General features: G+C 71.9%; 25 protein-coding genes. 6 read left to right on the top strand and 19 right to left on the bottom strand.

Annotated features, from left to right (window positions below; all coding sequences use genetic code 11):
- Nucleotides 1-88 precede the first annotated feature (88 nt).
- Nucleotides 89-259, top strand: coding sequence for a hypothetical protein (locus tag WMF24_RS35490; protein ID WP_437731883.1), 171 nt, complete (start codon nucleotides 89-91; stop codon nucleotides 257-259).
- A 213-nt stretch (nucleotides 260-472) separates the two neighbouring features.
- On the opposite strand, the gene WMF24_RS35485 is transcribed toward WMF24_RS35490, so the two are convergent.
- The 11 genes from WMF24_RS35485 to aroA all read right to left on the bottom strand — a co-directional run bounded on the left by WMF24_RS35485 (nucleotide 473) and on the right by aroA (nucleotide 12,335).
- Nucleotides 473-898: an HIT family protein gene (locus tag WMF24_RS35485; RefSeq protein ID WP_437731882.1), complete on the bottom strand. Its 426-nt coding sequence runs from the start codon at nucleotides 896-898 to the stop codon at nucleotides 473-475.
- A 137-nt stretch (nucleotides 899-1,035) separates the two neighbouring features.
- Nucleotides 1,036-1,977: a hypothetical protein gene (locus tag WMF24_RS35480; protein WP_437731881.1), complete on the bottom strand. Its 942-nt coding sequence runs from the start codon at nucleotides 1,975-1,977 to the stop codon at nucleotides 1,036-1,038.
- A 147-nt stretch (nucleotides 1,978-2,124) separates the two neighbouring features.
- On the bottom strand, nucleotides 2,125-3,075 hold the full coding sequence (locus WMF24_RS35475) for a hypothetical protein (protein ID WP_437731880.1): 951 nt from the start codon (nucleotides 3,073-3,075) through the stop codon (nucleotides 2,125-2,127).
- A 121-nt stretch (nucleotides 3,076-3,196) separates the two neighbouring features.
- The gene (locus WMF24_RS35470) at nucleotides 3,197-4,642 is read right to left on the bottom strand and encodes an AI-2E family transporter (RefSeq protein WP_437731879.1); all 1,446 of its coding nucleotides are present in this window, start codon (nucleotides 4,640-4,642) and stop codon (nucleotides 3,197-3,199) included.
- Nucleotides 4,639-5,190, bottom strand: a complete 552-nt coding sequence (locus WMF24_RS35465) for an HIT family protein (protein WP_437731878.1) — start codon at nucleotides 5,188-5,190, stop codon at nucleotides 4,639-4,641. The genes WMF24_RS35470 and WMF24_RS35465 overlap by 4 nt, the downstream gene beginning before the upstream one ends.
- Nucleotides 5,191-5,235: 45 nt before the next feature.
- The gene (locus tag WMF24_RS35460; RefSeq protein WP_437731877.1) at nucleotides 5,236-5,799 is read right to left on the bottom strand and encodes a hypothetical protein; all 564 of its coding nucleotides are present in this window, start codon (nucleotides 5,797-5,799) and stop codon (nucleotides 5,236-5,238) included.
- A 192-nt stretch (nucleotides 5,800-5,991) separates the two neighbouring features.
- Nucleotides 5,992-7,839: a 30S ribosomal protein S1 gene (locus tag WMF24_RS35455; RefSeq protein ID WP_437731876.1), complete on the bottom strand. Its 1,848-nt coding sequence runs from the start codon at nucleotides 7,837-7,839 to the stop codon at nucleotides 5,992-5,994.
- A 129-nt stretch (nucleotides 7,840-7,968) separates the two neighbouring features.
- Nucleotides 7,969-9,138 (bottom strand): hypothetical protein, encoded by a 1,170-nt coding sequence (locus tag WMF24_RS35450; protein ID WP_437731875.1) that lies wholly within the window; start codon nucleotides 9,136-9,138, stop codon nucleotides 7,969-7,971.
- A gap of 4 nt (nucleotides 9,139-9,142) precedes the next feature.
- Nucleotides 9,143-10,111, bottom strand: coding sequence for a hypothetical protein (locus WMF24_RS35445; RefSeq protein ID WP_437731874.1), 969 nt, complete (start codon nucleotides 10,109-10,111; stop codon nucleotides 9,143-9,145).
- Nucleotides 10,095-10,913, bottom strand: coding sequence for a (d)CMP kinase (gene cmk / locus WMF24_RS35440; protein ID WP_437731873.1), 819 nt, complete (start codon nucleotides 10,911-10,913; stop codon nucleotides 10,095-10,097). The genes WMF24_RS35445 and cmk overlap by 17 nt, the downstream gene beginning before the upstream one ends.
- Before the next feature lie 54 nt (nucleotides 10,914-10,967).
- The gene (aroA, locus tag WMF24_RS35435; protein ID WP_437731872.1) at nucleotides 10,968-12,335 is read right to left on the bottom strand and encodes a 3-phosphoshikimate 1-carboxyvinyltransferase; all 1,368 of its coding nucleotides are present in this window, start codon (nucleotides 12,333-12,335) and stop codon (nucleotides 10,968-10,970) included.
- 231 nt (nucleotides 12,336-12,566) lie between these two features.
- On the opposite strand from aroA, the gene WMF24_RS35430 reads away from it, so the two are divergent.
- Both WMF24_RS35430 and WMF24_RS35425 read left to right on the top strand, forming a co-directional pair.
- Nucleotides 12,567-13,496 carry a nucleotidyltransferase family protein gene (locus tag WMF24_RS35430; RefSeq protein WP_437731871.1) on the top strand — a complete coding sequence of 310 codons (930 nt, stop codon included), beginning with the start codon at nucleotides 12,567-12,569 and terminating at the stop codon, nucleotides 13,494-13,496.
- 190 nt (nucleotides 13,497-13,686) lie between these two features.
- Nucleotides 13,687-13,965, top strand: a complete 279-nt coding sequence (locus WMF24_RS35425; RefSeq protein ID WP_437731870.1) for a cupin domain-containing protein — start codon at nucleotides 13,687-13,689, stop codon at nucleotides 13,963-13,965.
- A gap of 432 nt (nucleotides 13,966-14,397) precedes the next feature.
- On the opposite strand, the gene WMF24_RS35420 is transcribed toward WMF24_RS35425, so the two are convergent.
- From WMF24_RS35420 to WMF24_RS35390, 7 genes are all read right to left on the bottom strand, one after another.
- On the bottom strand, nucleotides 14,398-15,222 hold the full coding sequence (locus WMF24_RS35420) for a hypothetical protein (RefSeq protein WP_437731869.1): 825 nt from the start codon (nucleotides 15,220-15,222) through the stop codon (nucleotides 14,398-14,400).
- Between the two features lie 282 nt (nucleotides 15,223-15,504).
- Nucleotides 15,505-15,846: a hypothetical protein gene (locus tag WMF24_RS35415; protein ID WP_437731868.1), complete on the bottom strand. Its 342-nt coding sequence runs from the start codon at nucleotides 15,844-15,846 to the stop codon at nucleotides 15,505-15,507.
- The gene (locus WMF24_RS35410; protein ID WP_437731867.1) at nucleotides 15,843-16,202 is read right to left on the bottom strand and encodes a hypothetical protein; all 360 of its coding nucleotides are present in this window, start codon (nucleotides 16,200-16,202) and stop codon (nucleotides 15,843-15,845) included. Before WMF24_RS35410 ends, WMF24_RS35415 begins: the two co-directional genes overlap by 4 nt.
- A 191-nt stretch (nucleotides 16,203-16,393) precedes the next feature.
- The gene (locus WMF24_RS35405; protein WP_437731866.1) at nucleotides 16,394-16,966 is read right to left on the bottom strand and encodes a hypothetical protein; all 573 of its coding nucleotides are present in this window, start codon (nucleotides 16,964-16,966) and stop codon (nucleotides 16,394-16,396) included.
- The gene (locus WMF24_RS35400; RefSeq protein ID WP_437731865.1) at nucleotides 16,941-17,753 is read right to left on the bottom strand and encodes a hypothetical protein; all 813 of its coding nucleotides are present in this window, start codon (nucleotides 17,751-17,753) and stop codon (nucleotides 16,941-16,943) included. The genes WMF24_RS35405 and WMF24_RS35400 overlap by 26 nt, the downstream gene beginning before the upstream one ends.
- Before the next feature lie 302 nt (nucleotides 17,754-18,055).
- Nucleotides 18,056-18,733, bottom strand: a complete 678-nt coding sequence (locus WMF24_RS35395) for a hypothetical protein (protein ID WP_437731864.1) — start codon at nucleotides 18,731-18,733, stop codon at nucleotides 18,056-18,058.
- A 253-nt stretch (nucleotides 18,734-18,986) separates the two neighbouring features.
- A complete protein-coding gene (locus WMF24_RS35390; RefSeq protein WP_437731863.1) occupies nucleotides 18,987-20,636 on the bottom strand; it encodes an ATP-dependent DNA ligase in 1,650 nt (549 codons plus the stop codon).
- A gap of 1,033 nt (nucleotides 20,637-21,669) precedes the next feature.
- Here WMF24_RS35390 and WMF24_RS35385 point away from each other — a divergent pair.
- From WMF24_RS35385 to WMF24_RS35375, 3 genes are all read left to right on the top strand, one after another.
- Nucleotides 21,670-22,707, top strand: coding sequence for a D-alanine--D-alanine ligase (locus tag WMF24_RS35385; RefSeq protein ID WP_437731862.1), 1,038 nt, complete (start codon nucleotides 21,670-21,672; stop codon nucleotides 22,705-22,707).
- A gap of 287 nt (nucleotides 22,708-22,994) precedes the next feature.
- Complete coding sequence (locus WMF24_RS35380) at nucleotides 22,995-24,572, top strand: hypothetical protein (RefSeq protein WP_437731861.1); 1,578 nt, start codon at nucleotides 22,995-22,997, stop codon at nucleotides 24,570-24,572.
- Entirely contained in the window at nucleotides 24,523-25,641 is a 1,119-nt protein-coding gene (locus WMF24_RS35375) for an MBL fold metallo-hydrolase (RefSeq protein ID WP_437731860.1), read from the top strand. Before WMF24_RS35380 ends, WMF24_RS35375 begins: the two co-directional genes overlap by 50 nt.
- A 58-nt stretch (nucleotides 25,642-25,699) precedes the next feature.
- Here WMF24_RS35375 and WMF24_RS35370 read toward each other — a convergent pair whose 3' ends face one another.
- Nucleotides 25,700-26,185 carry a hypothetical protein gene (locus WMF24_RS35370; protein ID WP_437731859.1) on the bottom strand — a complete coding sequence of 162 codons (486 nt, stop codon included), beginning with the start codon at nucleotides 26,183-26,185 and terminating at the stop codon, nucleotides 25,700-25,702.
- Nucleotides 26,186-26,305 lie beyond the last annotated feature (120 nt).

Genomic DNA, 26,305 nt, shown 5'->3' with positions numbered 1-26,305 from the left:
GGAGGTCGGCGACGAGGGTGACTCGAGGCAGCACCTCGTTGTCCATCGCCGCCCGCTGTATCGCGCGCGCACGAAAGGTCGCTCCCCGATGCGACGGCTGCAGCACCTCGAGATCGGCGTGATCGATCTCGACGGCCCCGCCTCGAAACGTCCCCGAAACATCGCTGTTCCGCGTTTCAACAACGGTGATGTTCCCCCATGCCACGGTAAGCGGCGCGAGGATCAGCGCGAAGAGCAGCGCAATCCGGGGGAAAAATGACCGAAGGACCATCAGCTTGCGGGGATTGAAGAGTTCGTCGGTCGCTCGAACCAGGAGGGAACGCAGTATATTCCTCAACCTGGCAGGGCCGCTAGTGTGTCCCGCAACAAGATCGGGGCAGACGCGGCTTGTGGCAAAATGCACCATCGAGCAGGGACGCACGGCGGCTGAGTCCGCGGGGCCCAGGCGAGATAACCGCTGTGCACGCGAGAATCAACCAGCGGCCAATGCCGTCACGATGGTGTCACGCACGTCGTGCATCTCCTGCTCACCGGAATATTTGTAACGAGGCCAGAAGAACCCCTTGAGGCCGTCCCTCTGACGGCGCGGGACCACATGGACATGGAGGTGGGGGACGCTCTGGCTCACGCGGTTGTTGATCGCGACGAAGAAGCCGTCTGCAGAGAGCGCCGACTCCACGGCGCGCGCGAGGCGCTGCGCTGTCGTGAAGAGCGGGCCGACCAGCGCGGCCGGCAGATCGGTGAGCACCTCGTGGTGGTCGCGCGGGACGAGGAGGCAGTGGCCGGGGAAGAGCGGGCGGTTGTCGAGAAACGCCATGACATCCGGCGCGTCGAGCACGACGAACGCCGGCGTTTCGCCCCGAACGATGCTGCAGAAGGTGCACGAGCGCGCGGGCACGGGCCACCGATCGATGCGGCGCCTGCCCCGCGACGTCAATGCCGGCCCGCTGCGTCCTTTTGTCGCACGGCCCGCCGCGGACCCACCGGAGCGCCGCCGCCGGAGCGGCCGCGGACCTCACCGCCCCGGCAGCCGGATCAGTGGCTCGCGAGGATGTCGCCGATCGACCGGTGCCCGGTCGGCTCGCGCGTCCAGTAGTCGAGGAGCTGCCCGCCGGCGGTCATCCAGATCCGGTCGTGGCGGCCGTCCTGCGACGTGATCCGCACGAGGTGATCCCCGCCGTGGAACGCCCAGTGGCGGCCCGTGTTGTCGAAGTGGTCGATGAGCGCGCCCTGCCGCGTCTTGACGTGGAGCGCGTCGGCCGGGTCGTCCCAGGACGTGTCGATGATGAGCTCGTAGACCTGCCAGAGGTTGCCGGACGGCAGCACACCCCAGTCCACGTTCAGCCCGGAGTCGTTCGGCAGCCCGAAGACGAGGCAGTGGGGCATGCGCCGCGCCGCGTGCCAGAGATCGCCGTTGCGGCTCGGCTCGTGGTGGAGCGTCACCAGCGTGTTGCGCGCGAGGCCGAACGCGTCGTTGTCGCCCGGGCTGTCCCACACCCGTCGGAAGAGGTGCTGGCAGAGCTGATCTGCCCCGGCGGAGAAGCCGACCGTGAGCAGGCCCCGCTGCCGGCGCTCGTGCAGGATCCGCCCGAACTTGCCGGGCTCGCCGTCGAACTGGGCGCCGAGCTGCTTGTAGCGCCAGAGCCCGGTCGCGCTGTAGCCGCCGCCGAGGATCACCACCTCGGACGTCGCGAGGGTTTGCCAGAGGAGGTCGACGTCCTCCTTGCGCAGGCTGCTCGTCCAGTAGAACGGCACGTGCTCGAGGCCGAACCGCTCGTAGAACTGGAAGAACCAGCGGAAGTTGCCGTACGCGAACTCCTGGCGCTCCAGCTCGTTGCCGTCGCGGGGCGCCTCCGACATCGGCAGGAACAGGATGCGCTTGTTGTCCTGCCCCGCGAGCGCGCGCTGCGCGATGTGGTCGTTGTGGATGACGTTGCAGCGGCTGTGCGAGCTGTAGATCAGCGCGGTCCCTCTCATCAGGGCCGGCATCTGAGCTGCTCGGCGCGCCGCTCGTCAAGGGCGCCGCGCCCCGCCGGGCGAGCGGCCGGCGGGGCGTCACGACGGCGGCGCGATGGAGGCGCTGCACGACAGGGCGCGGCGCGGCAGGCCCCGCCCGGCCGCCGATCAGCCGCGCCTCACCTGCTGCATCTTGCGCGGGACGGCGCCGGAGCGCATCAGCATCTCGAACGCTTCCTTCTCGAGCATCGGGTGGACGCCGCGCGGCGGGACGCCCATGGGGCTCTTCTTCCGCGTCACGAAGCCGCTCAGGTACTGCGGGTTCATCGCGCTCAGGCTCCGCAGCGTGTTCTTCATCTGCTTCGTGTTGTTCGCCCACGCGTAGGCGAACGCCCGCGAGCGGAGCAGCTGCGGCTTGAGCTCGGCGAACGCCTCGTCGTTCGGGTCGAAGGTCTCGAGCAGCTCGACCGCCTTCGTCGCCTGGCCCGTCCGGGCCCACGCCTCGCCGACGATGGCGGCCATCATGGCGCGGATCTTCGGCTCCTTGTGGCGGGTCATGTCGATCTTGTCGACGAGCGCCCGCGCCTCGTCGGTCTCGCTCAGGATGAGGTGGATCATGCCGCGCTGGGCGCGCGCCTCGTCGGCCATCGGGGCCATCACCTTGTCGAGGTTGATGGTCTCCAGCGTCCGGAGCGCGGCCCGCGGGTCCTCCTGCATCTGGAGCTGCGCCTTGGCGAAGGTCGCGGCCGTGTCGTCCTTCTTGAACTCCGTGTCGAGCTTCGCGATCGCGTCCTTGCGGGCCTCGGCGCTGTCGGCGGTCTGCACGATCTGCGCGACGGCGCGCGACCGGGTCGCGAAGCGCAGCGCCCAGAGGAGGACGCCCCCGACGACGACCGTCAGGACGCCCGCGACCACCTTCGGCCAGACCCCCGGGATGGCCAGGGCGATGGCCCAGACGATGAGCGCCGGGATGCCGACGCGGAGGGCGAGCGCGCGCGGCTTGAGCTGGGCGAGCGGGTCGGCCGGCGGCTTTCCGCTGCGGAGCGCCGCGATGGCCTGCTCGCGTTGCTGCTTGGGGCTCTGCTTCTTCGGGGTGGTGGGTTTGCCGGGGGTCTTCATCGAGGTCGTGGATCTGGCGTGGTTTCCCGCTCCGCGGGGCGCCGGGTCTCATAGCCGGCCTGGGAGGGAGCGGCCAGCGCGCGCTCCAGCTCGGCGCAGCGACGCGCGGCCGGCGCCGGCGCTAGCCCGCGGCGGGGCCGGGGTCGCCCGCGCGCGCGCCCGGCTCCCCCCCGGAGCCGGGGATCGGGGTGGACGCCGGCCGCACGGTCTCGAAGCCGTGCAGCGGCGGCAGCGGCTCGATCGACGGCGTGACGAGCGGCGCGCCGCGCTGCGGCGGGACCGAGGCCGTCGGGTCGGAGAGGCCGAGCGTGGACTCGCGGAAGTGGAGGAAGATGGTCTGCGCGATGGCGAGGCACGGCACGGCGAAGAGCGCGCCGGTGATCTGGAAGAAGTGCTCGCCGATGAGCAGCGCGAGCACCACGAGCACCGGGTGGATCTTCGCGGAGTCGCCGATGATCTTCGGGTTCAGGAAGTTCGCCTCGAGCTGGTGGATGCCCACGATCCACGCGAGCACGCCGACCGCCGTGCCGAACGACTGCGTGAGGCCGATGACGACCGCCGGGATCGAGCTCAGGATCGATCCGAAGATCGGGATCAGCGACATCACGCCCGCGATCACCGAGAGGATCGGCCAGTACTTGAGGTCGAAGAGCCAGAAGCCGATCGCGGAGAGGACGCCGTTGACGAGGCAGATGAGCAGCTGCCCGCGGACGACGCCGGAGAGCGCGCGGTCGAGCCGGCGGAGGAAGCGGTCGAACGAGTCGCGCGAGCTCGGGTGCCAGAGCTCGCGGAAGAAGCGCAGGATCTTCTCGTGGGTCAGGATGATGTACCCGCCGAGCATCAGCGTCATGAACAGGTTGAAGATGCCGCGCGAGATGGCCGTCGCGATGGCCTGGCCGATCCTGAGGACCGTGAGCGAGTTCTCCTTCAGGTACTCGGCCGCCTTCTCGTAGGCCTCCTGGAGCATGTTCGCGCTGGAGAGCGGGTGCTTCGGGCGCCCGTGCGCGATCTGCCAGACGCCGTCGCCCGTCTCCCGGACCTCGATGTCGTCGGCGAAGCGCACGTCGAACGAGCCGTCCGGCCCCGGCGTGATGCGGACGGGCGGGCGATCGCCGTCGTCCTCGCGGGGCAGCGCGATGGCCTCGGGCGGCAGCGCGGTGATCTCGTCGGGCTCCCGCGCCGGCTCGGCCTCGGGGGCCGGCGCGAGGTCGTGGCCCGACCAGCGGCGGAGCCGCTCGTCGAGGGCGGGCAGGTGCTCCTCGCGCAGCCGCGCGGCGAGCCGCGGCGCCTCGACGGTCAGCGCCTTCCCCTCGGCGACGAGGCGCGGGACGCTGAGCGCGAAGAAGCTCGCGATCCCCGAGATCGCGACGGCGTAGACGATGAGGATCGCCGCCCACCGCGGGACGCGCGCGCGCTCGAGCCGGACGACCGACGGCGTGAGCACGTAGGCCACGACGAGCCCGAGCACGAACGGGAGCAGCACCGCGTGGGAGACGACGAGCAGCGCCGCCGTGAGGACGGCGCTGACGGTCAGGAACACGGTGCGCCGCGAGACGCCAGCGCTCACGGGGCCTCGCGGCGCCCGGACGCGCCCGCGGCGTCGCCGTCGATGAGCGGCGCGGGGAGGTCGGCGAAGAAGCCCAGCAGGTGGTCGCGCGTCGCCTCGAGCGCCTGCGGGACCACGCGCACGTCGGCGAGCACCGGCATGAAGTTCGTGTCGCCGGGCCAGCGCGGGACGATGTGGACGTGCAGGTGCTCGGCGATGCCGGCGCCCGCCGCGGTGCCGAGGTTGATCCCGACGTTCATGCCCTCGCACCTGAGCGCGGCGCGCAGGCGGGTCGTCGACTCGCGCACGAGGCGGAAGAGCGCCTCGTGGTCGGCCGGTTCGAGCGCGTCGAGCGAGGCGACGTGCGCGTGCGGGACGACGAGCAGGTGCCCGGACGCGAACGGGTAGCGGTTGAGCATGACGAACGCGCGGTCGGTCGCGGCAACGACCAGCCGGTCGCGCTGTTCTTGCTCGGAGGCGCGGGGGATGCCGCAGAAGATGCAGTCGGCCTGGCCCTTCGGCGCAAGGATGTACTCGATGCGCCAGGGCGCCCACAGGGGGTTACCCATGTCGCGGAGACGCTAGCACGGCGGCCGCGCGCGCGGGATCACCGCTCAGAGCGGGAACGGTGTTGCCGCGAGATCGAACCAGACCGAGAGGCCAAGCCCGGCGGTCGTCCCGAGCGCGTCCCAGACGAGGTCGCGGAACGAGGGGGTGCCGTTCCCGGCGGCGTCGTAGGCCTCCTTGGCCAGCCCGGCGCCGAGCGCGATCGCCGCCCCCACCGCGATCCGCGTGCGAATGTCGTCGCTCGCGAGCGCGCCGAGCGCGTACCCGCCGCCGGCGAGCGCGATTGACGCGCAGAGATGGCGCGCCTTGTCATCGCCGAACCACGGATCGACGCCGCGCGTGAGCGGCTGCGCCGCGGACCCGAGCCAGGGCGGCGCGCCGGCGGCGCGGAGGGGCGCTCCAGCGGCGCGGAGGGGCGCACCGGCGGCGCGGAGGGGCGCACCCGTGGCGCGGGGGGGCGCACCGGCGGCGCGGAGGGGCGCACCCGTGGCGCGGAGGGGCGCACCCGTGGCGCGGGGGAGGGGGGCGTCGGCCCGGGCGGGCGGCGCGGCGAGGGCCGCGGCGGCGAGGACCGGCGCCGCGAGGGCGGCGCGTGAAAGGAAGCTCCTCATCGCCGGATCGTCCGCGGCGTCGCTCGAAAAGCAAGAGGCGAGGCCCTGGGGAGGGCCTCGCCTCTTTCACTTCGGTCACATCGGGTCCACACGGCGAGCCGGGGTACCGGGGCGCCCGCGGCCCGCCGCACCTGACGCGGCGGCGTGAGCGCCTGGCGCGCGGCCTTCAGAGGGGCCGCGCGCCGGGCGACGTCACTTCAGGTCCAGCTTCCCGCCGAACTTCTCCTTGATGAGATCGCCGATCGTGCCGGCCACCGGCTTGTCGTCGTCGTCCTTGCGCTTCTGCTGCTGCTGCCGGACCGGCGCGGGGCGCTCCATGCCGATGTTCTTCATCGTCAGGAACAGCCGGCGGTCGACCGTGTCGAGCGAGGAGATCTCGGCCTTCACCTTGTCGCCGACCTTCAGCTTGCCCTCCTCGGGCTCCTGCACGTCGCTCTGCGAGATGAGGCCCTCGACGCCCTCGCGCAGCCGCACGAACACGCCGTAGTCCACGATGCTCACCACCTGGGCGTCGTCGATGACGCGGCCGGGCGGGTACTCCGTCAGCATCGTCGGCCACGGGTCGTCCCAGAGCTGCTTGATGCCGAGGGAGACCTTCTTCTCGTCGTGGTTGATCGAGAGGATGATCGCCTCGACGTCGTCGCCCTTGTGGTACAGGTCGCTCGGGTTGTTGACGCGCACCGACCACGAGAGATCGCTCTTGTGGACCATGCCGTCGACGCCCTCCTCGATCCCGACGAACACGCCGTAGTCGGTGAGGGACCGGACCTTGCCCGCGATCTTGTCGCCGGGGTGGTACTTGTCCGTGAAGAGCATCCACGGATCGGGCTCGAGCTGCTTGAGACCGAGGCTGATGCGCTTCGCGCGCGCGTCGACCTCGAGCACCTGGCACTCGAGCTCCTGGCCCACCTCGAGCAGCTTCGACGGGTGCTTGACCTTCTTGGTCCAGCTCATCTCGCTGACGTGGATGAGGCCCTCGACGCCCGGCTCCAGCTCGACGAACGCGCCGTAGTCGGTGATCGACATGACCTTGCCGCGCACCTTCTTGCCCGCGGGGTACGCCTCCTCGGCGTGGTTCCACGGGTCCTCCTGGGTCTGCTTGAGGCCCAGCGAGACGCGCTCGGTGTCGGCGTTGTACTTGAGGACCTTCACGAGGACCTCGTCGCCGACCTGGAACACCTCGCTCGGGTGGTTCACGCGGCCCCACGACATGTCCGTGATGTGCAGGAGGCCATCGATGCCGCCGAGGTCGACGAAGGCGCCGTACTCGGTGATGTTCTTGATGGTCCCCTTGACGGTCATCCCTTCCGTCAACGTCTCGAGCGTCTTGGCCTTCATCTCGTCGCGCTCGCGCTCGAGGAGCACGCGCCGCGAAAGGACGATGTTGCCGCGCTTCTTGTTGAACTTGATGACCTTGAACTTGTAGGTCTGGCCGATCAGCTTGTCCAAGTTGCGGATCGGGCGGAGATCGACCTGAGAGCCCGGGAGGAAGGCCTTCACGCCGCCGCGGATGGTGACCGAGAGGCCGCCCTTCACGCGCTGGCTGATCGTGCCCTCGATGAGCTCGTCCGCCTCGCAGGCGTTCGAGATCTCATCCCAGACCTTCATCTTGTCGGCCTTCTCCTTCGACAAGGTGACGAGGCCGTCGTCGTTCTCGCGGCTCTCGATGTAGACGTCGACCTTGTCGCCCGCCTTGACGACGGACTGGCCCGCGGCGTCCGCGAACTCGCGGAGCGCGATGACGCCCTCGCTCTTGCCGCCGATGTCGACCACGACGGAGTCGCGGTTCACTGCGACCACGGTGCCGGAGATGATCTCTCCTTCACGCGCGAAATCGCCCCCCTCCACGCTCTGTTCGAAGAGCGCGGCAAAGCTCTCCATGCTCGCCCCGGACGAGCCTGCCTCCATCTGGATGTTACTAGTCATGTTGTTCGTTCTTGTTTCCTTTCCTTCCCTGGGATTCGCCGCTGCGGGCGTAGGCGTGGACCCTTGGTGCCACGCACGAGCGACGGAGGAGCAGGCACACGCGTACCGTTGCACCCGGCCCCTCGGGAGAGGCGAGCCTGTAGTCTGAGGAGGGGCCTCTGTCAATGCAACGACCGAGCCACGGTCGGTTTTTGTCGCTTGCCGTAGAAATGAAGAGCCCGCCGGCTCAAAGCGGCGCGATCCTCAGGGCGCCGCGGGTGGCGCGTTCCCGGCCGCGTCGCGCAGGGCGCGGGCGCGCTGTGCCAGGTCTGCGCAGGCGCGATCGAGGCCCTCGTAGGGCCAGCTCGCGCGGAGCTCGACGCGATCGCCCTGCGCGGCGGCCTGGGCTCCCTCGAGCGCGGCCTTGGCGCCGGCGACGTCGGGGAGCACCGCGAGGGTGAGCTTGAGGCTGCCGAGGAGCGCCTGGGCGTCCGAGGCGAGCGCCGCCGCGGCCTCGCCCGCGGCGGGCGAAAGGCGCATGGCGAGCGCGGGCTCGGCGCCGAGGGTGAGGGTGCCCGAGGCGTGATCGATGCGCCGGAACAGCGCCGCGGCGCGCGGCAGCACGGAGGAGACCGCGCCGGCGGCGCCGGACCAGGCGGCGCCCGTGAGCGCGAACGTGACAGCGCCCTGCTCGGGGAGATCGAGGCGCTGCCACTCGTCCGACGCGGGCAGCGCGGCGTTCACGATCTCGACGTCCGTGCCGAGGACGAGCGTGCCGTCGTCGGCCTGGCCGATCACGGCGCGCGGCCGCGGCCCGTCGGAGAAGACGAGGAGCTCGCCCTCGCGGCGGAGGCCCGTCCAGCCCTCGTCGCGCGCGACCTTCTCCAGGCCGGCGACGAACCGGCCCTTCGGGATGCGCCCGCCCGCGAGCGCGACCCAGCTCGCGGCGTCGGTCGACGCGATCACGATCTCGCGCAGGTCCGAGGGGAAATCGACGCCGGTCGCCGCCTCGATGCGCGCCTTGCGCGACGCGCGCGGCGCGTCCGACGCCGCCTCGTCGAGCAGCGGGAGGAAGTGCTGGCGCACGGGGCCGAAGAGCGCGAGCTCGGCGGCCTCGAGGCGGACGACGATGTTCGCGTCGCCCGGGATGTGGCGCCGGGCCGTCGGCTCGTAGCGCCAGAAGAAGAAGTAGACGCCGAGCGCGGCGCCGGCGAGCAGCGCGAGGAGCGCGATCGCCGCCACGAGGCACGCGGCGGCCTTCGCGCCGCGCGAGCGCGGCGGCGCGGCGGGCGGGCCGTCGCCGGGGGGGCGGTCCCCGGGCTGCCCGGCGCGCGGCGCCGCGGGGCCTTCCGCGGGCGCCGGCGCGGGCGCGGCGGCGTCGTCGGTCACGGTGGGGCGGATCGGCTCGTTGTCTTCGATCAGGGTGTCGGGCATCGGTTCAGCCGGGGGAGCCCCGGGAGAGCAGGGAGAGCACGAGGGGCGCGGGGAGGAGCCAGCGGAGCCGCACGGCGCGCTCCACCTGCTCGATCGAGAGCGCCTTCATGAGGTCGACGTGGCGCGCGTCCGCGACGTTGTCGCGGAGCACCTCGAGGAAGCGGCGCGCGCGCCCGGCGCCGGCCGCGTCGACGCCGACGATCTCCGCGTCGAGGCGCACGCCGTCGTCGTCGAGGGACGCGACGGCGCGGACGCGCTCGACGCCGGCGACGAGCGCGCCGATCGACGGGAAGCGCCGCTCGAGGGCGGGGGGCAGCCGGCGCGCGCGCAGGTCGAGGCTCACGATCCCCTCGGCGGCCGGGTCGCCGCGGCGCGCGTCGGGGCCGTCGCGGAGGACGCGCGCGACGCTGCTCGCCTCGACGGCGGACACGAGCGCGACGGCGCGGCCCTCGAGCGCGACGATCCGCGCCGTGTCCCCGCGCGGGGTCGCGCCGCCGCGGCGGTCGAAGACGGAGACGCCGCCCTGCGCCGAGGGCGCGGGCTCCCAGCGGTCGGGATCGGGCGTGAGCCCGGCCATCGGGCCCTCCACGACGACGACGCGGTCGCCCTCCTCGAGATCGGCGAGCCGCAGGCCGAGCCAGACGACGTCGGCGCGCCGGAGCGCGCTCTCCAGCAGCGCGTCGGGCGCCTCGTCGAGCGCGCGCCGCGCGAGCGCCTCCGCGGCCGCCTGGCCGAGGCCGGCGCGCATGCGGGCGACGTCGACGCGCACCACGAGATCGAGATCGGCCGGGATGAGATCGGCCGGCTCGATGCGCCGGACGATCCGCGGGCCGGCGGGGAGCTTCGCGCCGCGCTCGCCGGCGAGCCCCGGCGCGGCGTCCCCGCACCCCGGGAGCGCGAGCGCGATCAGGGCGAGGCCGGCGAGGGCGGCAGCGGCGACGACGGATGCGCGGACGTCAGCCGCCGCGCGCACGGATCTCCACGAGGGTCGCCATCTCGTCGATGATCTCCTGCGGGCTCCGGTGGCCGGAGTCCACGAGGAGCGCGTCGTCGGCCTTGCGCAGCGGCGCGACGGCGCGCTCGCTGTCGGCCCTGTCGCGGCGGAGCACGTCGGCGAGCGTCGCCTCGAAGCTGACGGCCATGCCGCGCGCGACGAGCTCGTCGTAGCGCCGCTTGGCGCGGATCTCGGCGGGCGCGGTGAGGAAGAACTTCACCTCGGCGTCGGGGAACACGACGGTGCCGATGTCGCGCCCCTCGAGCACGACGCCGCCGACCGCGCCGGCCTGCCGCTGCATGGCGAGCAGCGCCTTGCGCACCGCGGGGACGGCCGAGACGCGGCTCGCGCCGAGGCTGATCTCGGGCGCGCGGATCGCGCTGGAGACGTCCTCGCCGTCGAGCAGCACCCGCATGCCGCTGCCCCCGACGCTCGACTGGGCCGGGGCGTCGACCGGCGGCGGCGCGCTGCTGTCCGGGGAGGCGGGCGCGCCGGGCTCGCACCGCTCCAGCGCGATGCGCCCGCCGCTGGCGAGGTCCTCGGCGAGCGCGCCGATCGCGCCGGTCTCGTCCCACGACAGGCCCACGCGGTGGACCGCGAGCGCGACGGCGCGGTAGAGCGCGCCGGTGTCGACGAGGAGGTAGCCGAGCCGCTCGGCGAGCCCCCGCGCGACGGTGCCCTTGCCGGCGCCGGCCGGCCCGTCGATGGCGACGCGCAGCCGCCGGGGCTCGCCCGCGGCCGCGAGGTGGCGCGGGTCATCGTGTCTCTGCCGTTCCGTCACCTGCGCTCCTCCTCGGTCACCGGATCCCTCGCTCCCTCGCTCGCCCGCGCGCGCTCACGCCGCGCGGGCGCTGTCGATCTCGATGCGCGCGCCCAGGGCGCGCAGCGTCCCGACGAAGAGGGGGAAGCTCGTCGCGATGCAGCCCGCGTCGCGCACGCGCGTCGGCGCGCGCGACGCCAGCCCGAGCACGGCGGCCGTCATCGCGATGCGGTGGTCGCCGAAGCTGTCGACGTCCGCCGCGTCGAGCGGGCCGTCGGGCCTTCCCTCGACGAGGAGCCCGTCGGCGCGCTGCTCGCAGCGCAGGCCGAAGGCGCCGAGCACGGACGCCATGGCCGCGATCCTGTCGGTCTCCTGCGCGCGCAGCTCGCCGGCGTCGAACACCTCGGTGACGCCGCGCGCCCGCGCGCCGAGGGCGAGCAGGACCGGCAGGTCGTCGATGGCGCGCGCGGCGAGCTCGCCGCCGGCGCGCCCGCCGCGGAGGCCGGCGCTGGAGGCGACGTGCAGGTCGCCGGTCGGCTCGCCCAGGGCGTCGCCCTTGATCTCGACGGCGACGGCGCTGTCCATGTCGCGGAGCACCTCCAGGAGGCCGGCGCGGGTCGGGTTGAGGCTCACGCGCCGCGCCGTCACGCGGCTGCCCGGCACGATGTGCGCTGCGGCCAGGAGGAACGCGGCGGCGGAGAGGTCGCCGGGCACGTCGAGGTCGAACGCGGGCAGCGCGCCGGAGAAGCGGAGCGCGTCGAGGCAGACCATCGCGCCGACCGAGCTGACCGGCACGTCGAGCGCGGTGAGCAGGCGCTCCGTGTGGTCGCGCGAGACGATCGGCTCGCGCACGAAGGTGGGGCCGTCGGCGAAGAGGCCGGAGAGCAGGAGGGCGCTCTTCACCTGGTCGCACGGGGCGGGGAGCTCGTATTCGATGGAGGAGAGCACGTGCGGCTCGGGGAGCGGCCCGACGTCGAGCGGGGCGGTGATCTCGCCGATCGTGCGCGGGTCGAGCTGCCCCTCGATGCGCCCGCCGCGGAGCCGGAGCGGCCTCGCGACGCGCTCCATGGGGCGGCGCGAGAGCGACGCGTCGCCGACGAGGCGCGCGTGGAAGCGCTGGGCGGCGAGGATGCCGGACAGGAGCCGCATCGTCGTCCCGGAGTTGCCGCAGTCGATGGGGCCGTCGGGGGCGCGGAGGCCGGAGAGCCCGGCGCCCTCGACGACGAGCTCGCCCGGCGACGGCTCGTCCACGCGGACGCCCAGGGCGCGCAGCGCGCCGATGGTCGATCGGAGGTCGCCGCCCAGCGCGCCGCCCTGGATGCGGCTCCGGCCGGTGGCGAGCCCAGCCACGAGGAGCGCCCGGTGGGCGATGCTCTTGTCCGCAGGGACCGGCACGCTCCCGAGGAGCGGACGCTCGGCCGGATGGACGATCAGGTCGGGCACGCGGTGCCGTTTAGCAGAACGGCGGCGTCGGGCACAGCGAACGGGGCGGGGCGGCGGGTCGTGCGGTACTTTGGCCGAGGGTGCGGTGCTTCGGGGACCGCCAGGGCGCCAGGGACGCCAAGAAAGCATGGCTGCGGGGCGCGCGGCGCGTTCCTGTCCGAGCGTCCGCTCGCGCCGTCATGCTGGCGTCGTGGTACCGTCGGCGCGGGCGGCGGATTCGCAGGAGGCGGCGTGGACGAGGCACTCGACGTGGCGTCGCGCGTGGCGGCGCGGCTCGGCGCGATCCCGGGCGTGACGGCGGTCGCGCTGGGCGGCTCGCGCGCCCGGGGGGAGGGCCACCCCGACTCGGACATCGATCTGGGCATCTACTACGAGCCGGAGCGCCCGCCCGATCTGCCGGCGCTGCGCGCGCTCGCGCGGGAGCTCTGCGCGAGCGGCCCCGCGGACGCCGTGGCGGCGCTCGCGCGGGAGCTCCACGGGGGCGGCCCCGAGGCGGCCGTGACGCCGCTCGGCGCGTGGGGACCGTGGATCAACGGGGGCGCGTGGCTTGAGATCGAGGGGCGCCGGGTCGACTGGCTCTACCGCGATCTCGGCCGCGTGCGCCGCGTGATCGAGGCGTGCCGCGCGGGGCAGGTGGCGTGCGACTACCAGCCCGGGCACCCGCACGGCTTCCTCGGATCCATCTACCTGGCCGAGGTCCACGACGGCCTGCCGCTCGTCGACCCGGAGGGCGCGCTGGCCTCGCTCAAGGCGCTCGTCGTGCCGTACCCGCCGCTGCTGCGGCGGGCGCTGATCGACAGGTTCCTGTGGGAGGCCGGCTTCGCGATCGACACGGCGCGGAAGGCCGCCGGGCGCGGCGACGTGCTCTACGTGAGCGGCTGCCTGTTCCGCGCCGCCGCGTGCCTCGTGCAGGTGCTGTTCGCGCTGAACGAGCGCTACCTCTCGAACGAGAAGGGCTCGCTGCAGAGGACGCGGGCGCTCCCGCGCTGCCCCGAGGGCTTCGCCGACCGGGTGGAGGCGGCGCTCGCCGCCCCCGGCCAGGGCGCGGGGGCGCTGCTCGCGAGCCTCGAGCGGCTCGAGGCGCTCGCGCGCGAGACGCGCGACCTGTGCCGCGGGGACGCGCCGGGCTGTCAGAGCAACCAACGCGTTGAACCCGCCTGAAACGAGCAGAACGTCGAACCGCCAAGGCGCCAAGGACGCCAAGAGGTTGTCTCCTTCTTGGCGTCCTCGGCGCCTTGGCGGTTCATTTCTCGCTCGATCGACGCGATCGTCGTTCTAGCATCGGCCGCGACCGCGGCGGAGGGTGCCGCGGGGGCGGGCCGGGAGGCACGTCGAGCGAGGACGAGGAGCCATGGAGATCAAGCTGGAGCACGGTCCGTCGGAGGAGCAGCTCGCGAAGCTCGGGGCGCGCGGCTGGCCGATCTGGACGAAGGAGGTGTCGACCTTCCCCTGGCACTACGACGAGCCGGAGACCTGCTACGTGCTCGAGGGCGACGTGATCGTGACGCCCGCGGGCGGCGGCGGCGCGCCGGTGCGCATCCAGGCGGGTGACCTCGTGACGTTCCCCGCCGGGCTGAGCTGCACCTGGGAGGTCCGCTCCCCGGTGCGCAAGCACTACCGCTTCGGCTGATCGCCGCCCGGCGGCGTCACGAAGTAAGATGTCTTACTCGGAATCGCCGCCCGGCGGCGCTCGGCGCAAGTCAACTGGCGGAAATCGCCGCCCGGCGGCGGTTCGACGTGAGTGGCCTTACGAGAGATCGCCGGCCGGCGGCGCTTTGATGTAAGTACTCTCACCAGGTATCGCCGGTCGGCGGCGCCTTGGCGTAAGGTTCCTCACGTGGATGGCCTCCCGGCAGCCCTTTCGCGCGAGTGAACCACCGCCCATCGGCCGGCAGGCGGCGATGGAAGGAAGATGCCTTACTTCCGTGGGGTGGAGGGCGGCGGATCGAGCAAGCTGGCTTGCGCCGCGCGCCCGGAGGGTTCCGACATGTCGTCGAGGAACGTCGTCCGGCTTCGGGGATGATCGGGTGGCGGAGGCGGTGTTGGGCTCGGGAGCGCCGGCTCAGGCGCCGTCGAAGGGATCGTCGTCGTCGCCGGCGTCGCCGGGCGGCGCGGCATCGTCGGCCGGCGCGGGGGCGGCCGCGCCTTCGGCGCTGCCCTTGCGACCGCGCCGGTCGGCCCGGGCGGACTCGCGGCGGAGCCGACCCAGGAGGCGCTCGGCGATCTCTCCTGTCGCCGCCTTCTCGAGGGCGAGGTTCGTCTCGACGGCCCGGACCACGCGGATCCAGGCGTTGCGGGCGTTCAGCACCTCGCGCGGCGTGGCCCCGTCGGTGTGCGCCGGGGCGCTCAGCGCGAGCTGCTCGCGCTGCGCCTCCACCTTCTCGATCTCGAGCGCGGCCGCGACCCAGGCCTCCACGACCTGCGCGAGCGGCCCTTCGGGCGTCTTCAGCTTCTTGAGCAGCTTCTCCGAGGCGTCGTCGAGCCGCGACCGGAGCAGCTTGGCGTCGCCCGCCTGATCGCCGTAGCTCCGCGAGATGGCCTTGAGCCCCGACGGCATGAGCCGATCGCGCAGGTCGAGGAGCGCGGCCGCGAACGCGGGGTCGTCGGTCATCTCGGCGAGCGCGCCGAGGTAGTTGTACGCCCCGCGGAGCTTGCGATCGTGGGTCGCGTCGAGCGCGAGGGCCTTCTCCATGAGCGCCTTCAACTGCTGTTGCAGGCTGGAGCCGAGCCGCTGCGTCGTCAGGATCCGGCCGTGCGCCTCCTCGACCGCGGGCAGGAGCGGCGCGAGCAGCGGTAACGACGTGAAGGCCTTTCGGTCCTGCTCCGGATCGAGCCAGGGGCCCGAGATATTGACCATCGCCTGGGGGCTGAGATTGCGATAACCCATGAGATACCCTCCTTCGTCAGGGGCGCCCCGAGTGTCGGTCCTGAGTCGATTGGATGCAACCCGTCGGGCGCCCGGGCGGGCGTCGCGGATTTGCTCGTCGCCGAGCGCCTCGTGACGGGGCACGCTGGCCGGCCAGCGTCCTTCGCCGGCCGGCCGGCACAAGGGCCTTGGGTGGGTCCCGCGCCTCCGGGATGCTCTCTGATGGCGCTGCGTGCCTCCATCCGAGCGGTATCGCTCGCTTCACGCTCCCCTCGTGCGCGGCCCCTGCTCGGCGCCAGCAGCTCACGGCACCTTGAAGTCGGAGAGATACTGAAGTCCGCACGCCGCGTATGCAGCGCCCAGAGCGTTTCCGCTGGTCGGGCCGAAGTCCCTGATGTTCGCATTGCAGAAATAGAGATCCCTCTCCCCATTGTCGAACAGCTCTTGCGCGCGGAAGAGCACGGCGCCGAGGACCATGTTGATGATCTTCGTTGTGATGGTTCGTTTGGCTTCGGAGACCGAGACCCACGGGATATGAAGGATGAAATCGTTGGCGACTCGCTCGAAGAGCGTCGCCGCGTCGCGCACGGGGAACGGTCGAAGCAGGTCCACGAGGAAATTCGTCTTGACGAAGACGTGCTTCACCGCTGGCCTCCTACGATCTGGATCTGCGTGCCGACCGCCGCGGGCACGATGTCATAGACGAGCTCTGCCACTCCTTCTTGGTCTTGCGCAATCGCATGATCCCACGAGGTCGACAGCAAGGCGAGCCATGTCTGGACCTTCTCATCCAAGCTCCCGCCCTGGACCGTGCTGAGCACGTCATCGGTGCGAAGCGTCAGATCGACCTTGATGGACTGTGGGCCGAGGTCCTCGAAGGTGTCGCGAAATACCAGGCACGCTTCGCTGTCCAGGAGAATCCCGTTTGCGCAGCTTCGGCCATACATGTCCGCGCGGAATTCGTCTTGAATCTCTGGCGTGATCCGCTCGTGGGTCTCCACGATGAGAGAGGGCCGGTGCGACGTCGGAGGACTGAGGAGAAATCTCATCGCGTGATGATTACCACGCAGAGCGGGGTGTTCAACGAGCAGGCGGACAGCGCCGCTGGCGAGCGGGCTGCCCGACCCGGCGCACCGAGACGACGAAGCATTGCAGCGGGGCCGACTGGCCGATTCCGGCCGGGCGGCCGGGTCTACCAGAAGATCCGACCCGCCGCCGCGGGCTCCACGCTGACACCGGACCACGCGAGCGTCCTGACGAAGCGGACGCCGCACGTCGCCACGATCGCCACGTGCTGCGTCGACACGTAGGCCGCCCCGGCCTCCACGGCCGGGAAGAAGCCGAGGTACCGCAGGCACAGCCCCCACGCGTTGCACACGGGGATGCGGCCGAAGTCGAGCCGCGCGGTCAGCTCGAGGGAGACGGGCGCACGGAAAGGCGTGACACGGGCTGACGCCGCCGGGCCTCCCAGGAAGCCGAGCCAGCGGGCGTCGCCGCCCAGACCGAAGAGCCCCGCGTCGGCGCCGAGGCCGATGTCCACGGTGTCACGGAGGGGCCATCGGTGCATGCCGGTGACCGACGGCATGATGCCGCCGGTCGCGCGCGCGGCGCTCGCCCCCAGCACGACATAGGCCGCCTTGACGTCGACCTGCCACCGCGGCGGCGCGTCGTCTTCAGCCCGGGCGCCCGTGGACACGAGCCACAGCGCGACGACCGCGGCGCACGGCCCGGTCGGCGCGCTACCTGCCCATCTCCGGCGGACCATCGTCGGCCTGCGCCTTTCTTCGGGCAGCGCGGAGCGCCGCGAGCCAGTGCGCCTGGTCCGGGTCGCCGTCCCACGGCGGGGCTTCGCGGTAGAGCGTGTCCCAGTATTCCCATACCGCCGCCTCGGCCGTCACCAGATCGCTCTCGCCTTCGGGCGCCTCCACGACGCGATCCACGAAAGAGCACCATGGCTCCGAGGCGTGGTGGCTCAGGCTCCGCCACGGTCGAGCGGCCTCCCCGCCAAAGCGTCCATCGCTGCTCTGGAGATAGCCTTCGTAAGCGCTCTGCGCGAGGGCCGTCCGCCAGCGGTAGTTGATCGACATCGTCCATGTGTCGCGGTACATCGCTGCCCAGATGCGGTCCTCCTCCGGGACGTCCTCTCGCCATGCGGTCGCATACAGCGCGCGGAGCTCCTCCTCGCGTGAAACCAGCTCCTCTCGACTGGCCGGCGGCGGCAGGGCCCTGATCGCGCGGTCGCGCGCGGCGCTCGGCCCGGGGAGCTCGGGCGCGTGGCTCCAGCCCGAGGGCGGCTTCAGCATCGGGGGAATGGGTCTCGTCAGCGTTTTCGGTTTTCCGCGGCGCCCGATCCGAAACCCTCTCCGGAAGGCGCGGAGCGCCTGGGCCCGGAGCTCCTCGGTCGTGTCGTCGGACGTCAGCGTCCGCCAGAGATAGGTCCTGTGGAGGCGAGACATCGGGTCCGCTGCAGCAAGCTCGCTTGTGCCGGGGCGCTCCTTCTTGAAGGCCTCGAGCATGACAAAGAACGCGCTCTGGACGGCCTCGAGCAGCATCGGCCAGGGCGGAGCCAGCTGCCCGTCGAAGCGTCCGTGGCGGCTCGGGGGAGCCCCTGCGTTGCCCTGGCCGACGCCCGGGTGTCGCGAATCGTCAATCCACCGCGCGAACTTCTCGCGGTGTCGCTCTGCCCATGCGCGGTCCTCCTCGAGCAGGTCGTCGCGCCACGCTTCGGCGCAATGCCTGCCCAGATTCTCGAGGTCCCACGTCCATGATTCGGGGTCCTTGGTTGTAAAGAGGCCGTGTCCGGCGACCGCTTCGCGCAGTTGGACCCCTCCGGGCGGGAAGCTCGACCACCACTTCACGGCCAATCTCCCGGTTGACCGCCGGTCGGGTCTGTCGGTTGACCACCGGTCGGGTCGGTAGGCGTCGGCGGGCATCCCCAGCCCGGCCCGGCGCCGAGCGGGCAGAGGAGCGGGACGAGCTGAGGAAAGGCCCATCCGGGTGGCGGTGCCGGTAGCGCGATCATGGCGTCGATCATGTCGTCCGTGTCGAACTCGTCGGGGTCCGTCAGCTCGGCCGGCACCTTCTCCGGATCGTAGCGGAAATCCCACACGAACCGGCACTCCACGGTCGCTCCGCCAGGGATCGGCAGGCTGTTCATGAGATCCGTTTTCCTGGCTTGACGCTCAACGGATTCCCATTGGTCCTTGGCCATCTCATAAGTTATCCATAAAGGGGTCGTGATGAGATGGTAGAGCATGTCGGCCACAGTCAAGGGCGGCTCCTGGTCGGCCCAGCTGGTCCACTGACCACCGGCTTGGTAGCGGCATTGGAGCTTGCCGACCTGATCATGCTTGTCCTTGCTGTCGAGCCACCTGATTGCGGCGGCGTTCATGCCCAACCTCTTGAGCTCTGATATCGCTTGCAGTGGCATCGCCGCAATCCGATCTCTGAGCTCGTCGCGGTCGTCGGGGTCCACAATGGAGCAGCCGCAGGCGAGCACGATGAGCAGGGCGCCGCCCAGCCGACAGGTCATCGGTTTTCCCCTCCCCAGGTGACGGCCCCGCGCAGGCGCAGACCGTGGGCGACCCTACCAACATCGCTCCGCGCGGGTCAACACCCGAACACGAGGCTCGATGGATCCGATGATGCTCTCACGCTCGCCAAGCGCGAGCCACGCCTGCAAGCCTCTCGTCCTGGACGTTACTCGCCGGCGGAGCGCCGCGCGTCATCGCACGAATCGTGAACGGAACACGTCGCTCTCGACGAAGCGGACTCGCCCGCTCGCATCACGACCCCTCGCCCCCAGCCGGCCCTTCGCCGCCCGCCGCCACCCCGCCCTCGGCCGCTCCGCCTTCGGCCGCCTCGCGCGCCGGCATGTCCTGCTCGGCCGCCTCGCGCGCGAGCGCGCCGGCGTGGATGGCGCGCACCTCGTCGATGGTGCTGGCGTCGGCGGCGGCCTTGTCCGGGCGATAGCGCTTCAGCCGGGCGAAGCGGAGCGCGAGGCCGCCGGGGTACTGCGGGCTCGCCTGCACGCCGTCGAAGGCGATCTCGACGACGAGCTCCGGCCGCACGTAGACCGTATAGGCGTCGCGCGTGATCTCCAGCTCGAGCAGCCGCTGCGTCTGCCAGGCGAGCACCTCGTCGGTCATGCCCTTGAACGTCTTGCCGAGCATCACGAAGCCGCCGGCGCCAGGGTCGCGGGCGCCGAGGTGAAGGTTGCTGAGCAGCCCGCGGCGCCGGCCGCTCCCCCACTCGACCGCCAGCACGACGAGATCGAGCGTGTGCGCGCGCTTCACCTTGAGCCACGAGCTGCCGCGCCGCCCGGCCTCGTACGGGGCGGCCAGCGACTTGGCCATCACCCCCTCGTGGCCGCGCGCGAGCGCGTCCGCGAAGAACGCCTCGGCCTCGGCCGCCGTCGGGAGCTCGATCCGCGGGACCCGCAGCGACCTGTCGAGCACCTGACGGAGCGCCGCGGCGCGCTCGCTGCCCGACCGGTCGAGCAGATCCTCGCCGTCGAGGTGCAGCACGTCGAAGAACAGGGCCCGCAGCGGCAGCTCGGCCCGCAGCGAGGCCACGTCGAGCGTGCGGCCGAAGCGGCGCATCGTGACCTGGAACGGGTGCGGCGCGCCGTCCGGCCGCAGCGCGATCGCCTCGCCGTCCAGCACGAGCGAGCGGGCCGGGAGCGCGCGCACCGCCTCGACGATCTCCGGGACCGCCTTCGTGACGGGGTTGAGGCTGCGGCTGAAGACGCGCACCTCGTCGCCGGCCTTGTGGACCTGCACGCGCGCGCCGTCGAGCTTCCACTCCAGCGCCATCGCGCGGAGCTCGCCGAGCGCCGCCGTGACGTCGTCGGCGGCCTGCGCCAGCATCGGCTGCACCGGGCGGAGCAGCTGCAGCGAGAAGCGCTGGAGGCCGTGGGCCCCCTCGAGGAGCGCCGCCTTGGCGACCTCGGCCGCGTCGCCGGCCAGCATGACCGCCCGTCGCAGCGACGCCGGAGGGAGCCCCGCGGCGCGCGCCACCGCCTCGATCATGACCGCCTCGAGCGCGCCCTGGCGGAGCTCGCCGACGAGGAGCCGCGCGAAGAAGTCGCGCTCGACCTCGGTCGCCCGCGCGAAGAGCCGGCCGAGCGCCGCGCGGCGCTGCCCCGCGGAGCCAGGGCCCGTGGTGCCCGCGATCTCCGAGAAGACGGCGTCCGCCTCGCCGAGCGTGAGCGCGGGCTCGGCCGCCGCAGGACCGGCGCGGCGCGCCTCGGTGACCATCGACGGACCGAGGCCGATGCGGCCCTGGCGCAGCCGCCCGGCCAGCCAGTCGACCCCGATCTCCACCTCCCCGGGCGACAGCCGGCGCAGGAGGTCGGCGAGGGCAGCGATCTTCTCGAGACGGCTGGACGTTGTGGCGACACGCTCGGAGGTGGCGACGAGATCGGAAACGAGCACGCAGGTATCCTACCCTGGCACCTCCCGAGCGCACGCTCGACGGGTCATGGGATGAGGCCGCCACGGTGTGTCCTCTACAACCGAGCCGAGGAACTCCGCAGGATCGGACCTGACCCACAGGCGCCAAGGGGTCTCCGCATGGGCTGAGCGCGAGCCTACCAAAGGGTGTTAATGACGAGGAGCAGAAAAGCGCGCTTCCACGCTGGATTGTCGGTACGGTCGAGTGCAGCCACTTACGGAGAGCGGAGAGGAATTATCACGGCATCTCTCTGGACTGCCCTTCAGCGCCGGCGGCGCCGCAGCTGACAACGTGGCTCGCAGCCGCCCTGTCCGGCGGATCGCGCTGGATCTGCCGCACGGCCCGCGCCTCCTCACAGCGCCGTGGCGACGCGGGACGCCCACGAGGGCCGCGCCGTGGAGGGGAGTCCAGCGCAGCTCCCTCATGGCGAGCCATGTACCTTCCATGGCGAACCATGCCCCTTCGCGATTCGAACGCTGCGTCTCCGTGGCCTGGCACCCCCGCCGCCCGGCCGGGCGGCAGGCGGCGCCGCGAGAGAACGAACGAGGACCGCACATTCCATGACGGCTCGCGCGTTGCTCCGGTAATTCCTCCGGGGCGCGAAGGGCACGACGCGCCGGCGGCGCCCCGGGGAGCGGAGGGGGAGAGGGAAGCCGCTGGCGCCGCGCGGGGGGAGGGATCTCGCCGCCCCTGTGCCGCGGAACACCCCGCGAGAGGCCCTCCGCCGCGCCCGCCGCCCCGATGGAGGGATCGCTCCGTTTAGTTGACCTCCGCCGCTGGCCTTGATACCGGGTTGGCGGTCAGCGCGCCGTGGGCAGGTGAACACGGCGGGCGGGCGCAGCTTTCCTCAACCACAGCGAAGGAAACCCGCGCCGCCGCGGCAAAGGCCGCCATGAACGGGCCTTGGGAGCCGCTGGCTTGGTTCTTGCGCAGTGTCTGTCCGGCACATTGACTGTACCGGGAGATGCTGGCGTGGTGTTGTTGTTCGCACGGGAAGGCGACGGAGGTTCTTCGATGGTGGAGCGGCAAGTCCGGAGGCGGGTCGGCGTCGTGATGGGCGGCTCGTCGGGTGAGCGCGAAGTGTCCCTGCGCTCGGGCGCGGCCGTCGCCGAGGCGCTCGAGGCGCGCGGGTACGATGTCGTCCGGATCACGCTCGGCGACCGGTTCGGCGCGGAGCTCTGCGCCACGCTGCAGCGCGCGCAGCTCGACGCGGCGTTCCTGGCCCTGCACGGGCGGCTCGGTGAGGACGGGTGTGTGCAGGGCGTCCTGGAGCTCGCCCAGGTCCCGTACACCGGGTCGAGCGTGCTCGCGAGCGCCCTCGCGATGGACAAGCTGAAGGCCAAGGAGATGTTCCGGCTCCACAACGTGCCGACGCCTCCCTACTACACTGTAGGTGCTCATCAGGACCTGGAGGAGCTCGACGCGATCCACGGCTCGTTCGGGTTCCCTGTCATCGTGAAGCCGCGCGGCGAGGGGTCGAGCCTCGGCGTGGCCAAGGCCGGCTCGCTCGAGGAGCTCCGGTCGGCGCTCGCGCTGGCGTTCGAGTTCGACGACGCCGCCATCGTGGAGCGGTTCGTCTCCGGGACCGAGGTCAACGTGGGGATCCTGGACGGGAAGATCCTTGGCGCGATCGAGATCGTCCCGAAGAAGGGGCTTTATGACTACGAGGCCAAGTACACGCCGGGGATGACCGAGTACCACATGCCGGCGCGCCTGCCGCCGACCCGCTACCGCGGGGTCCTCAACCTGGCGGAGCGGGCGGCCCAGGCGCTCGGGTGCACCGGCGCCGTGCGCGTGGACCTGCTCGTGACGGGCGGAGAGAACGAGTACGTGCTCGAGGTGAACACCCTGCCGGGCATGACGCAGACGAGCCTGCTGCCGAAGATCGCGGCGGCGGCGGGCTACGAGTTCGGCGACCTGTGCGAGGCGATCCTCGCGAGCGCCCGGCTGCACCAGCCGGTGCGGCGCCGCGCCCCCGCCGCCTCGGAGCTCCGCCTCAACGAGCGGGGACAGTCCCCGAGCCGGCTGCGGCTCGTGAAGTCGGCCGTCTGAGCCGGCGAGCACCGCTCCGCGGCGCGCTGTGCGTCTCGTGGGAGATGGGTGAAGACGCCGCGGGGCGACGGACAGGCTGAAGCTCCGGCACATCTCAAGGGCGCAAGGGACGCAAGGAAAGGGGGGAATCGACCCCTCTCTGTCCGTGCGCCGCTCGCGCCCTTCCGGCTTTTCCGCGGGCTCGTTGCGCGGCGCAAGGGCGCCGGACCGACAACGACGGTCGAGCAGGGCACGCGGGCGCCCACTAGACCCACGACCATCGGCGAGTAAGCTGACGCGTGGACGTCATGCCGGAGACCAGGCTCCCGCCCACGCGCATCGTCGTGAGTGGCCACGCCCCCAGCGTGGCTGGCGCTCCGATCTGGACGGCCTTCGGCGATCCGGACGATCACCTCCGCCTCATCGTGCTGATGGCGTGCGAATCCGACGCGCAGGCGTCCACGCGGAGCGTGCGCGATGCCGCCGAGCTCTGCCTCGACCCGCGGACGCGCTGGGCCGCGCGGCTCGATGCCGTGGAGTACGTGCTGAGCAGAGGCATTCCCGCCGGCAGAGCGCCCTGGGCGTGCCTCGTCGACATCGATGCGCTCGATCCAGGGCCGGTCCGCGCCGAGACGCTCTGGGACGACCGGGATTTCGTCCGCCAGCGCCGCGAGTTCCTCACCGCCTTGCTCGGCGCGGTGAGGCGGGGCGGCTGGGTGCTCGTGCGCCCGAAGCCCTCTCCCAGCCTGTCGCTGGAGCTGGAGCAGGTTGCCGAGAGCGACGAGCAAGAAGCATCGCCGAGCCCTGCGGCCGAGCCGCAGCTCGAAGCGCTCCTCGAGCTCGTCTCGCCGGAGTGCCGGCCGCTCCTCACCTGGCTCGTGACGAGCGAGACCCTGAGCGTGCGGGAGATCGAGCGGCTCGTCGACGCCGGCGGGCCCGATGGCTTCGAGGAGGATCTGCTGGACGTGGTCTACGAGGCGCTGCCGCCTTCTTCGCAGGAAGCGGCCAAGCGTCTGAGCTGCCTGCGCCAGCCGCAAGCGCTGAACGGCACGCTCGGTCCTTTCCGCCTTGCCCCCCACGCGGACGAGCCATGGCTCCCGCGGGCGTCCGTCAACGCGCTCCGGGCCTGCGGTCTGCTCCAGACGCTCTCCGGCGCGGACGTCCGCATGCCGCGCGCGGTCCGGCATCAGCTCCGCGCGCTCGCGGCCCGCAGCATGCCCGATGCGATCCAGGATCTTCACCGGCGCTGGGGGCGCGCGCCGCTCGATCGGATCCCGCTCGAAGCCCAGCTCGAAGCCCACTTCCACGCGGTCCAGGGGGGGGATCTCGACGACGCGCTCAGCACGGCGCATCACTACGTCTCCGACCTCCGCGGCCTCGCGTTTCGCTGGAGTCGTGAGGAACGCTACGAGGATGCGGCGAAGATCTACCGCACCATCGTGAGCTACGATTCCGAGGACGCCTATGCCTGGGAGTACCTCGGGTACAATCTCGCCCTTGCGTGCGGCGACGAGGAGCCTTCCATCGAGCGGGCGAGCGCGATACTGCAGGCTTACAGCCGGGCGTTCGATCTCGAGCGCAAGAACCCGCTCTACCATGGCCGCCTGCTCGGCTTCCGCGCCCTGCTCGGGGAAGACGTCGAGACCGAGTTCCACCGCGGGATGAAGCGCTACCTCACGGAATACGAGCGCACCGAGGCGCCCAGCTACTTCGCAGAGCCCGTGCTCCGCGGGATGGCGCACGGCAGGTGGGGGCGGCGGCGCTTCGAGGTCATCGCGCGCTGGCGGCCCGCCTTACGTCGGTATCCGCGCCTTCATCCTTACCTGGGGCACGAGGATGGCAGCCGAGCTGGCGGCGAGGAGCTTACCGCGACCCGGCCCAGATGAGATCGGCGTCTATTTCGTCGGTCCAGGCTTCGGCGAGAGCCAGGTGGTGCTCATGCCCGGCGGCCTTTGCGTCGTCGTGGACTCGTGCGTTCACGGCAGCGAGAACCTGACCCTCTCGCTGTTGCAGCAGCTCGCGGTGGAGCACGTCGATCTGCTCGCAGTCACGCACCCTGACCTGGACCATATCCGGGGTCTGCCCCGGCTCCTCGCCGCGTACCCTCCGCGGCGTGTCTGGCGCTATCCTGCGGGAACTATTCGCGATCTGGTCGCCTTCTGGTGCCGGCAGGACCCCGAGGATACACGGATGAAGGAGGTCCATGACGCGCTTCTGGCCATCGACGCGCTGGAGCAGAAGGGCGTCGCGCACGAGGCCCATTTCCAGACCAGGCCGAGGCGGCTCTCGGACGAGTGCGAGGTGTGGTGTCTGGCGCCGACCGGCTGCGATCAACGCCACGCGCGCGCGCAGCTACGCAGGCTGGTGCAGCGCGCCGAAGACGAGCCCGCGTTGTCCGAGGCGCTCCGAGCGTACCTCGTCGGCGAGCGCTCCCTCGGAGATCGGCCGAACACGCTCTCGTTGGCCCTCGTTGTTCGCCATGGCGGGCGGCGGATCCTGCTTGCCGGGGACGTGGAGAACGGACGGTCGCGAGAGGACGCCTCCGGCTGGAAGGGCGTGATCATGTCTCTGCGAGAGGACAACCAGCTCCGGGAGATCCAGGCGCTCGATGTGGTCAAGGTCGCTCATCATGGGTCGGACCGCGCGTTCACTGCGGCGGCGTGGCGCCTCCATGCCAAGGGCGACGGATCGACGGTGGCGATCGTGACGCCCTTCGACCGGAGCGCACCGCCCTTGCCTCGCGAGGGGGTGCTCAAAGATCTGCGGGCTTACGCGGGCGCTCTGGGGATCACCGCGGGCGCCGCCGGTGCCCTCGATCGGGCGCGCTGCTCTGGCTGGGTCGCGCACGCTGCGGCGCAGCTCCCAGCGAACAGCTCCCATCTCGCGATCCTCTTCGGTGCCTCCGGGCCGGCCCGCCTCTACGCGGGGCCGGGCGCCTCATTTTTCCACCGCTGAGCCAGAGCAGGCGCGCGGTACGCTGGAGCGATCTGCCGCCCGATCGAAGCCGCCCGGATCACACGAGCGACGTGCAGATCCCGATCTGGGGATGGTACACGCCGACACGGCGCTTCCCCCGGCTCGTCTCGGGGGTCACGAGGACGACCATGCTCCTGTCGGCAGGGGCGTCGGCGCGGATCCGCACGTGCTCGCCGGCGACGATGACGTGCCAGATCTTCACCGCCCCGAACCTCGTCACGACGACCCCCTCGTAGATCTGCGCGGCCGACGGCGCGCCGCGCAGCGCCAGGCGGCAGGCGGTGTAGCTGCCCAGCGCCTGATACAGGAGCACGAACGGCATGACGACAAGCGAGAAGGCGAGGACCATCTCGACGAACGGGACGTCGCGGTAAAACGAGCCGGCGACGAGCAGCGCGATCCAGAACGCCAGGGCGTACCCCACGCCCGCGAGCTGGCGCCGGGCATACCGCAGCGCCGCCCAGGAGCGCGGGGGAGGGCCGCTGAGCTCCGCCGGCAGCCGGATCGCGTCGAGGGACTGCATCGTGCAGGCTCGACATACCCTCGTTGCCCGCGGAGCTCAATCGCGCAACGCGGGCAGCGCCGCCTCCCCGCGGCCCCGGCCCGAGCAGGCCGCGCGCTCGCCCGGCTCGCCCGGGTCGAT

This window comes from Sorangium sp. So ce1335, assembly GCF_051521615.1.
GTDB lineage: Bacteria > Myxococcota_A > Polyangia > Polyangiales > Polyangiaceae > Sorangium.
Note: the sequence above shows the minus strand (reverse complement) of the source record. Positions and strands in the feature narration are given on the sequence as shown.

What these genes read in the sequence shown, in the direction of transcription:
- WMF24_RS35490 (WP_437731883.1), top strand. Translation starts at nt 89, where the DNA reads ATGCGACGGCTGCAGCACCTCGAGATCGGCGTGATCGATCTCGACGGC.
- WMF24_RS35480 (WP_437731881.1), bottom strand. Translation starts at nt 1,977, where the DNA reads ATGAGAGGGACCGCGCTGATCTACAGCTCGCACAGCCGCTGCAACGTC.
- WMF24_RS35475 (WP_437731880.1), bottom strand. Translation starts at nt 3,075, where the DNA reads ATGAAGACCCCCGGCAAACCCACCACCCCGAAGAAGCAGAGCCCCAAG.
- WMF24_RS35465 (WP_437731878.1), bottom strand. Translation starts at nt 5,190, where the DNA reads ATGGGTAACCCCCTGTGGGCGCCCTGGCGCATCGAGTACATCCTTGCG.
- WMF24_RS35460 (WP_437731877.1), bottom strand. Translation starts at nt 5,799, where the DNA reads ATGAGGAGCTTCCTTTCACGCGCCGCCCTCGCGGCGCCGGTCCTCGCC.
- WMF24_RS35450 (WP_437731875.1), bottom strand. Translation starts at nt 9,138, where the DNA reads ATGCCCGACACCCTGATCGAAGACAACGAGCCGATCCGCCCCACCGTG.
- WMF24_RS35425 (WP_437731870.1), top strand. Translation starts at nt 13,687, where the DNA reads ATGGAGATCAAGCTGGAGCACGGTCCGTCGGAGGAGCAGCTCGCGAAG.
- WMF24_RS35420 (WP_437731869.1), bottom strand. Translation starts at nt 15,222, where the DNA reads ATGGGTTATCGCAATCTCAGCCCCCAGGCGATGGTCAATATCTCGGGC.
- WMF24_RS35405 (WP_437731866.1), bottom strand. Translation starts at nt 16,966, where the DNA reads ATGGTCCGCCGGAGATGGGCAGGTAGCGCGCCGACCGGGCCGTGCGCC.
- WMF24_RS35400 (WP_437731865.1), bottom strand. Translation starts at nt 17,753, where the DNA reads ATGCTGCTCGAGGCCGTCCAGAGCGCGTTCTTTGTCATGCTCGAGGCC.
- WMF24_RS35395 (WP_437731864.1), bottom strand. Translation starts at nt 18,733, where the DNA reads ATGACCTGTCGGCTGGGCGGCGCCCTGCTCATCGTGCTCGCCTGCGGC.
- WMF24_RS35385 (WP_437731862.1), top strand. Translation starts at nt 21,670, where the DNA reads ATGGTGGAGCGGCAAGTCCGGAGGCGGGTCGGCGTCGTGATGGGCGGC.
- WMF24_RS35380 (WP_437731861.1), top strand. Translation starts at nt 22,995, where the DNA reads ATGCCGGAGACCAGGCTCCCGCCCACGCGCATCGTCGTGAGTGGCCAC.
- WMF24_RS35375 (WP_437731860.1), top strand. Translation starts at nt 24,523, where the DNA reads ATGGCAGCCGAGCTGGCGGCGAGGAGCTTACCGCGACCCGGCCCAGAT.
- WMF24_RS35370 (WP_437731859.1), bottom strand. Translation starts at nt 26,185, where the DNA reads ATGCAGTCCCTCGACGCGATCCGGCTGCCGGCGGAGCTCAGCGGCCCT.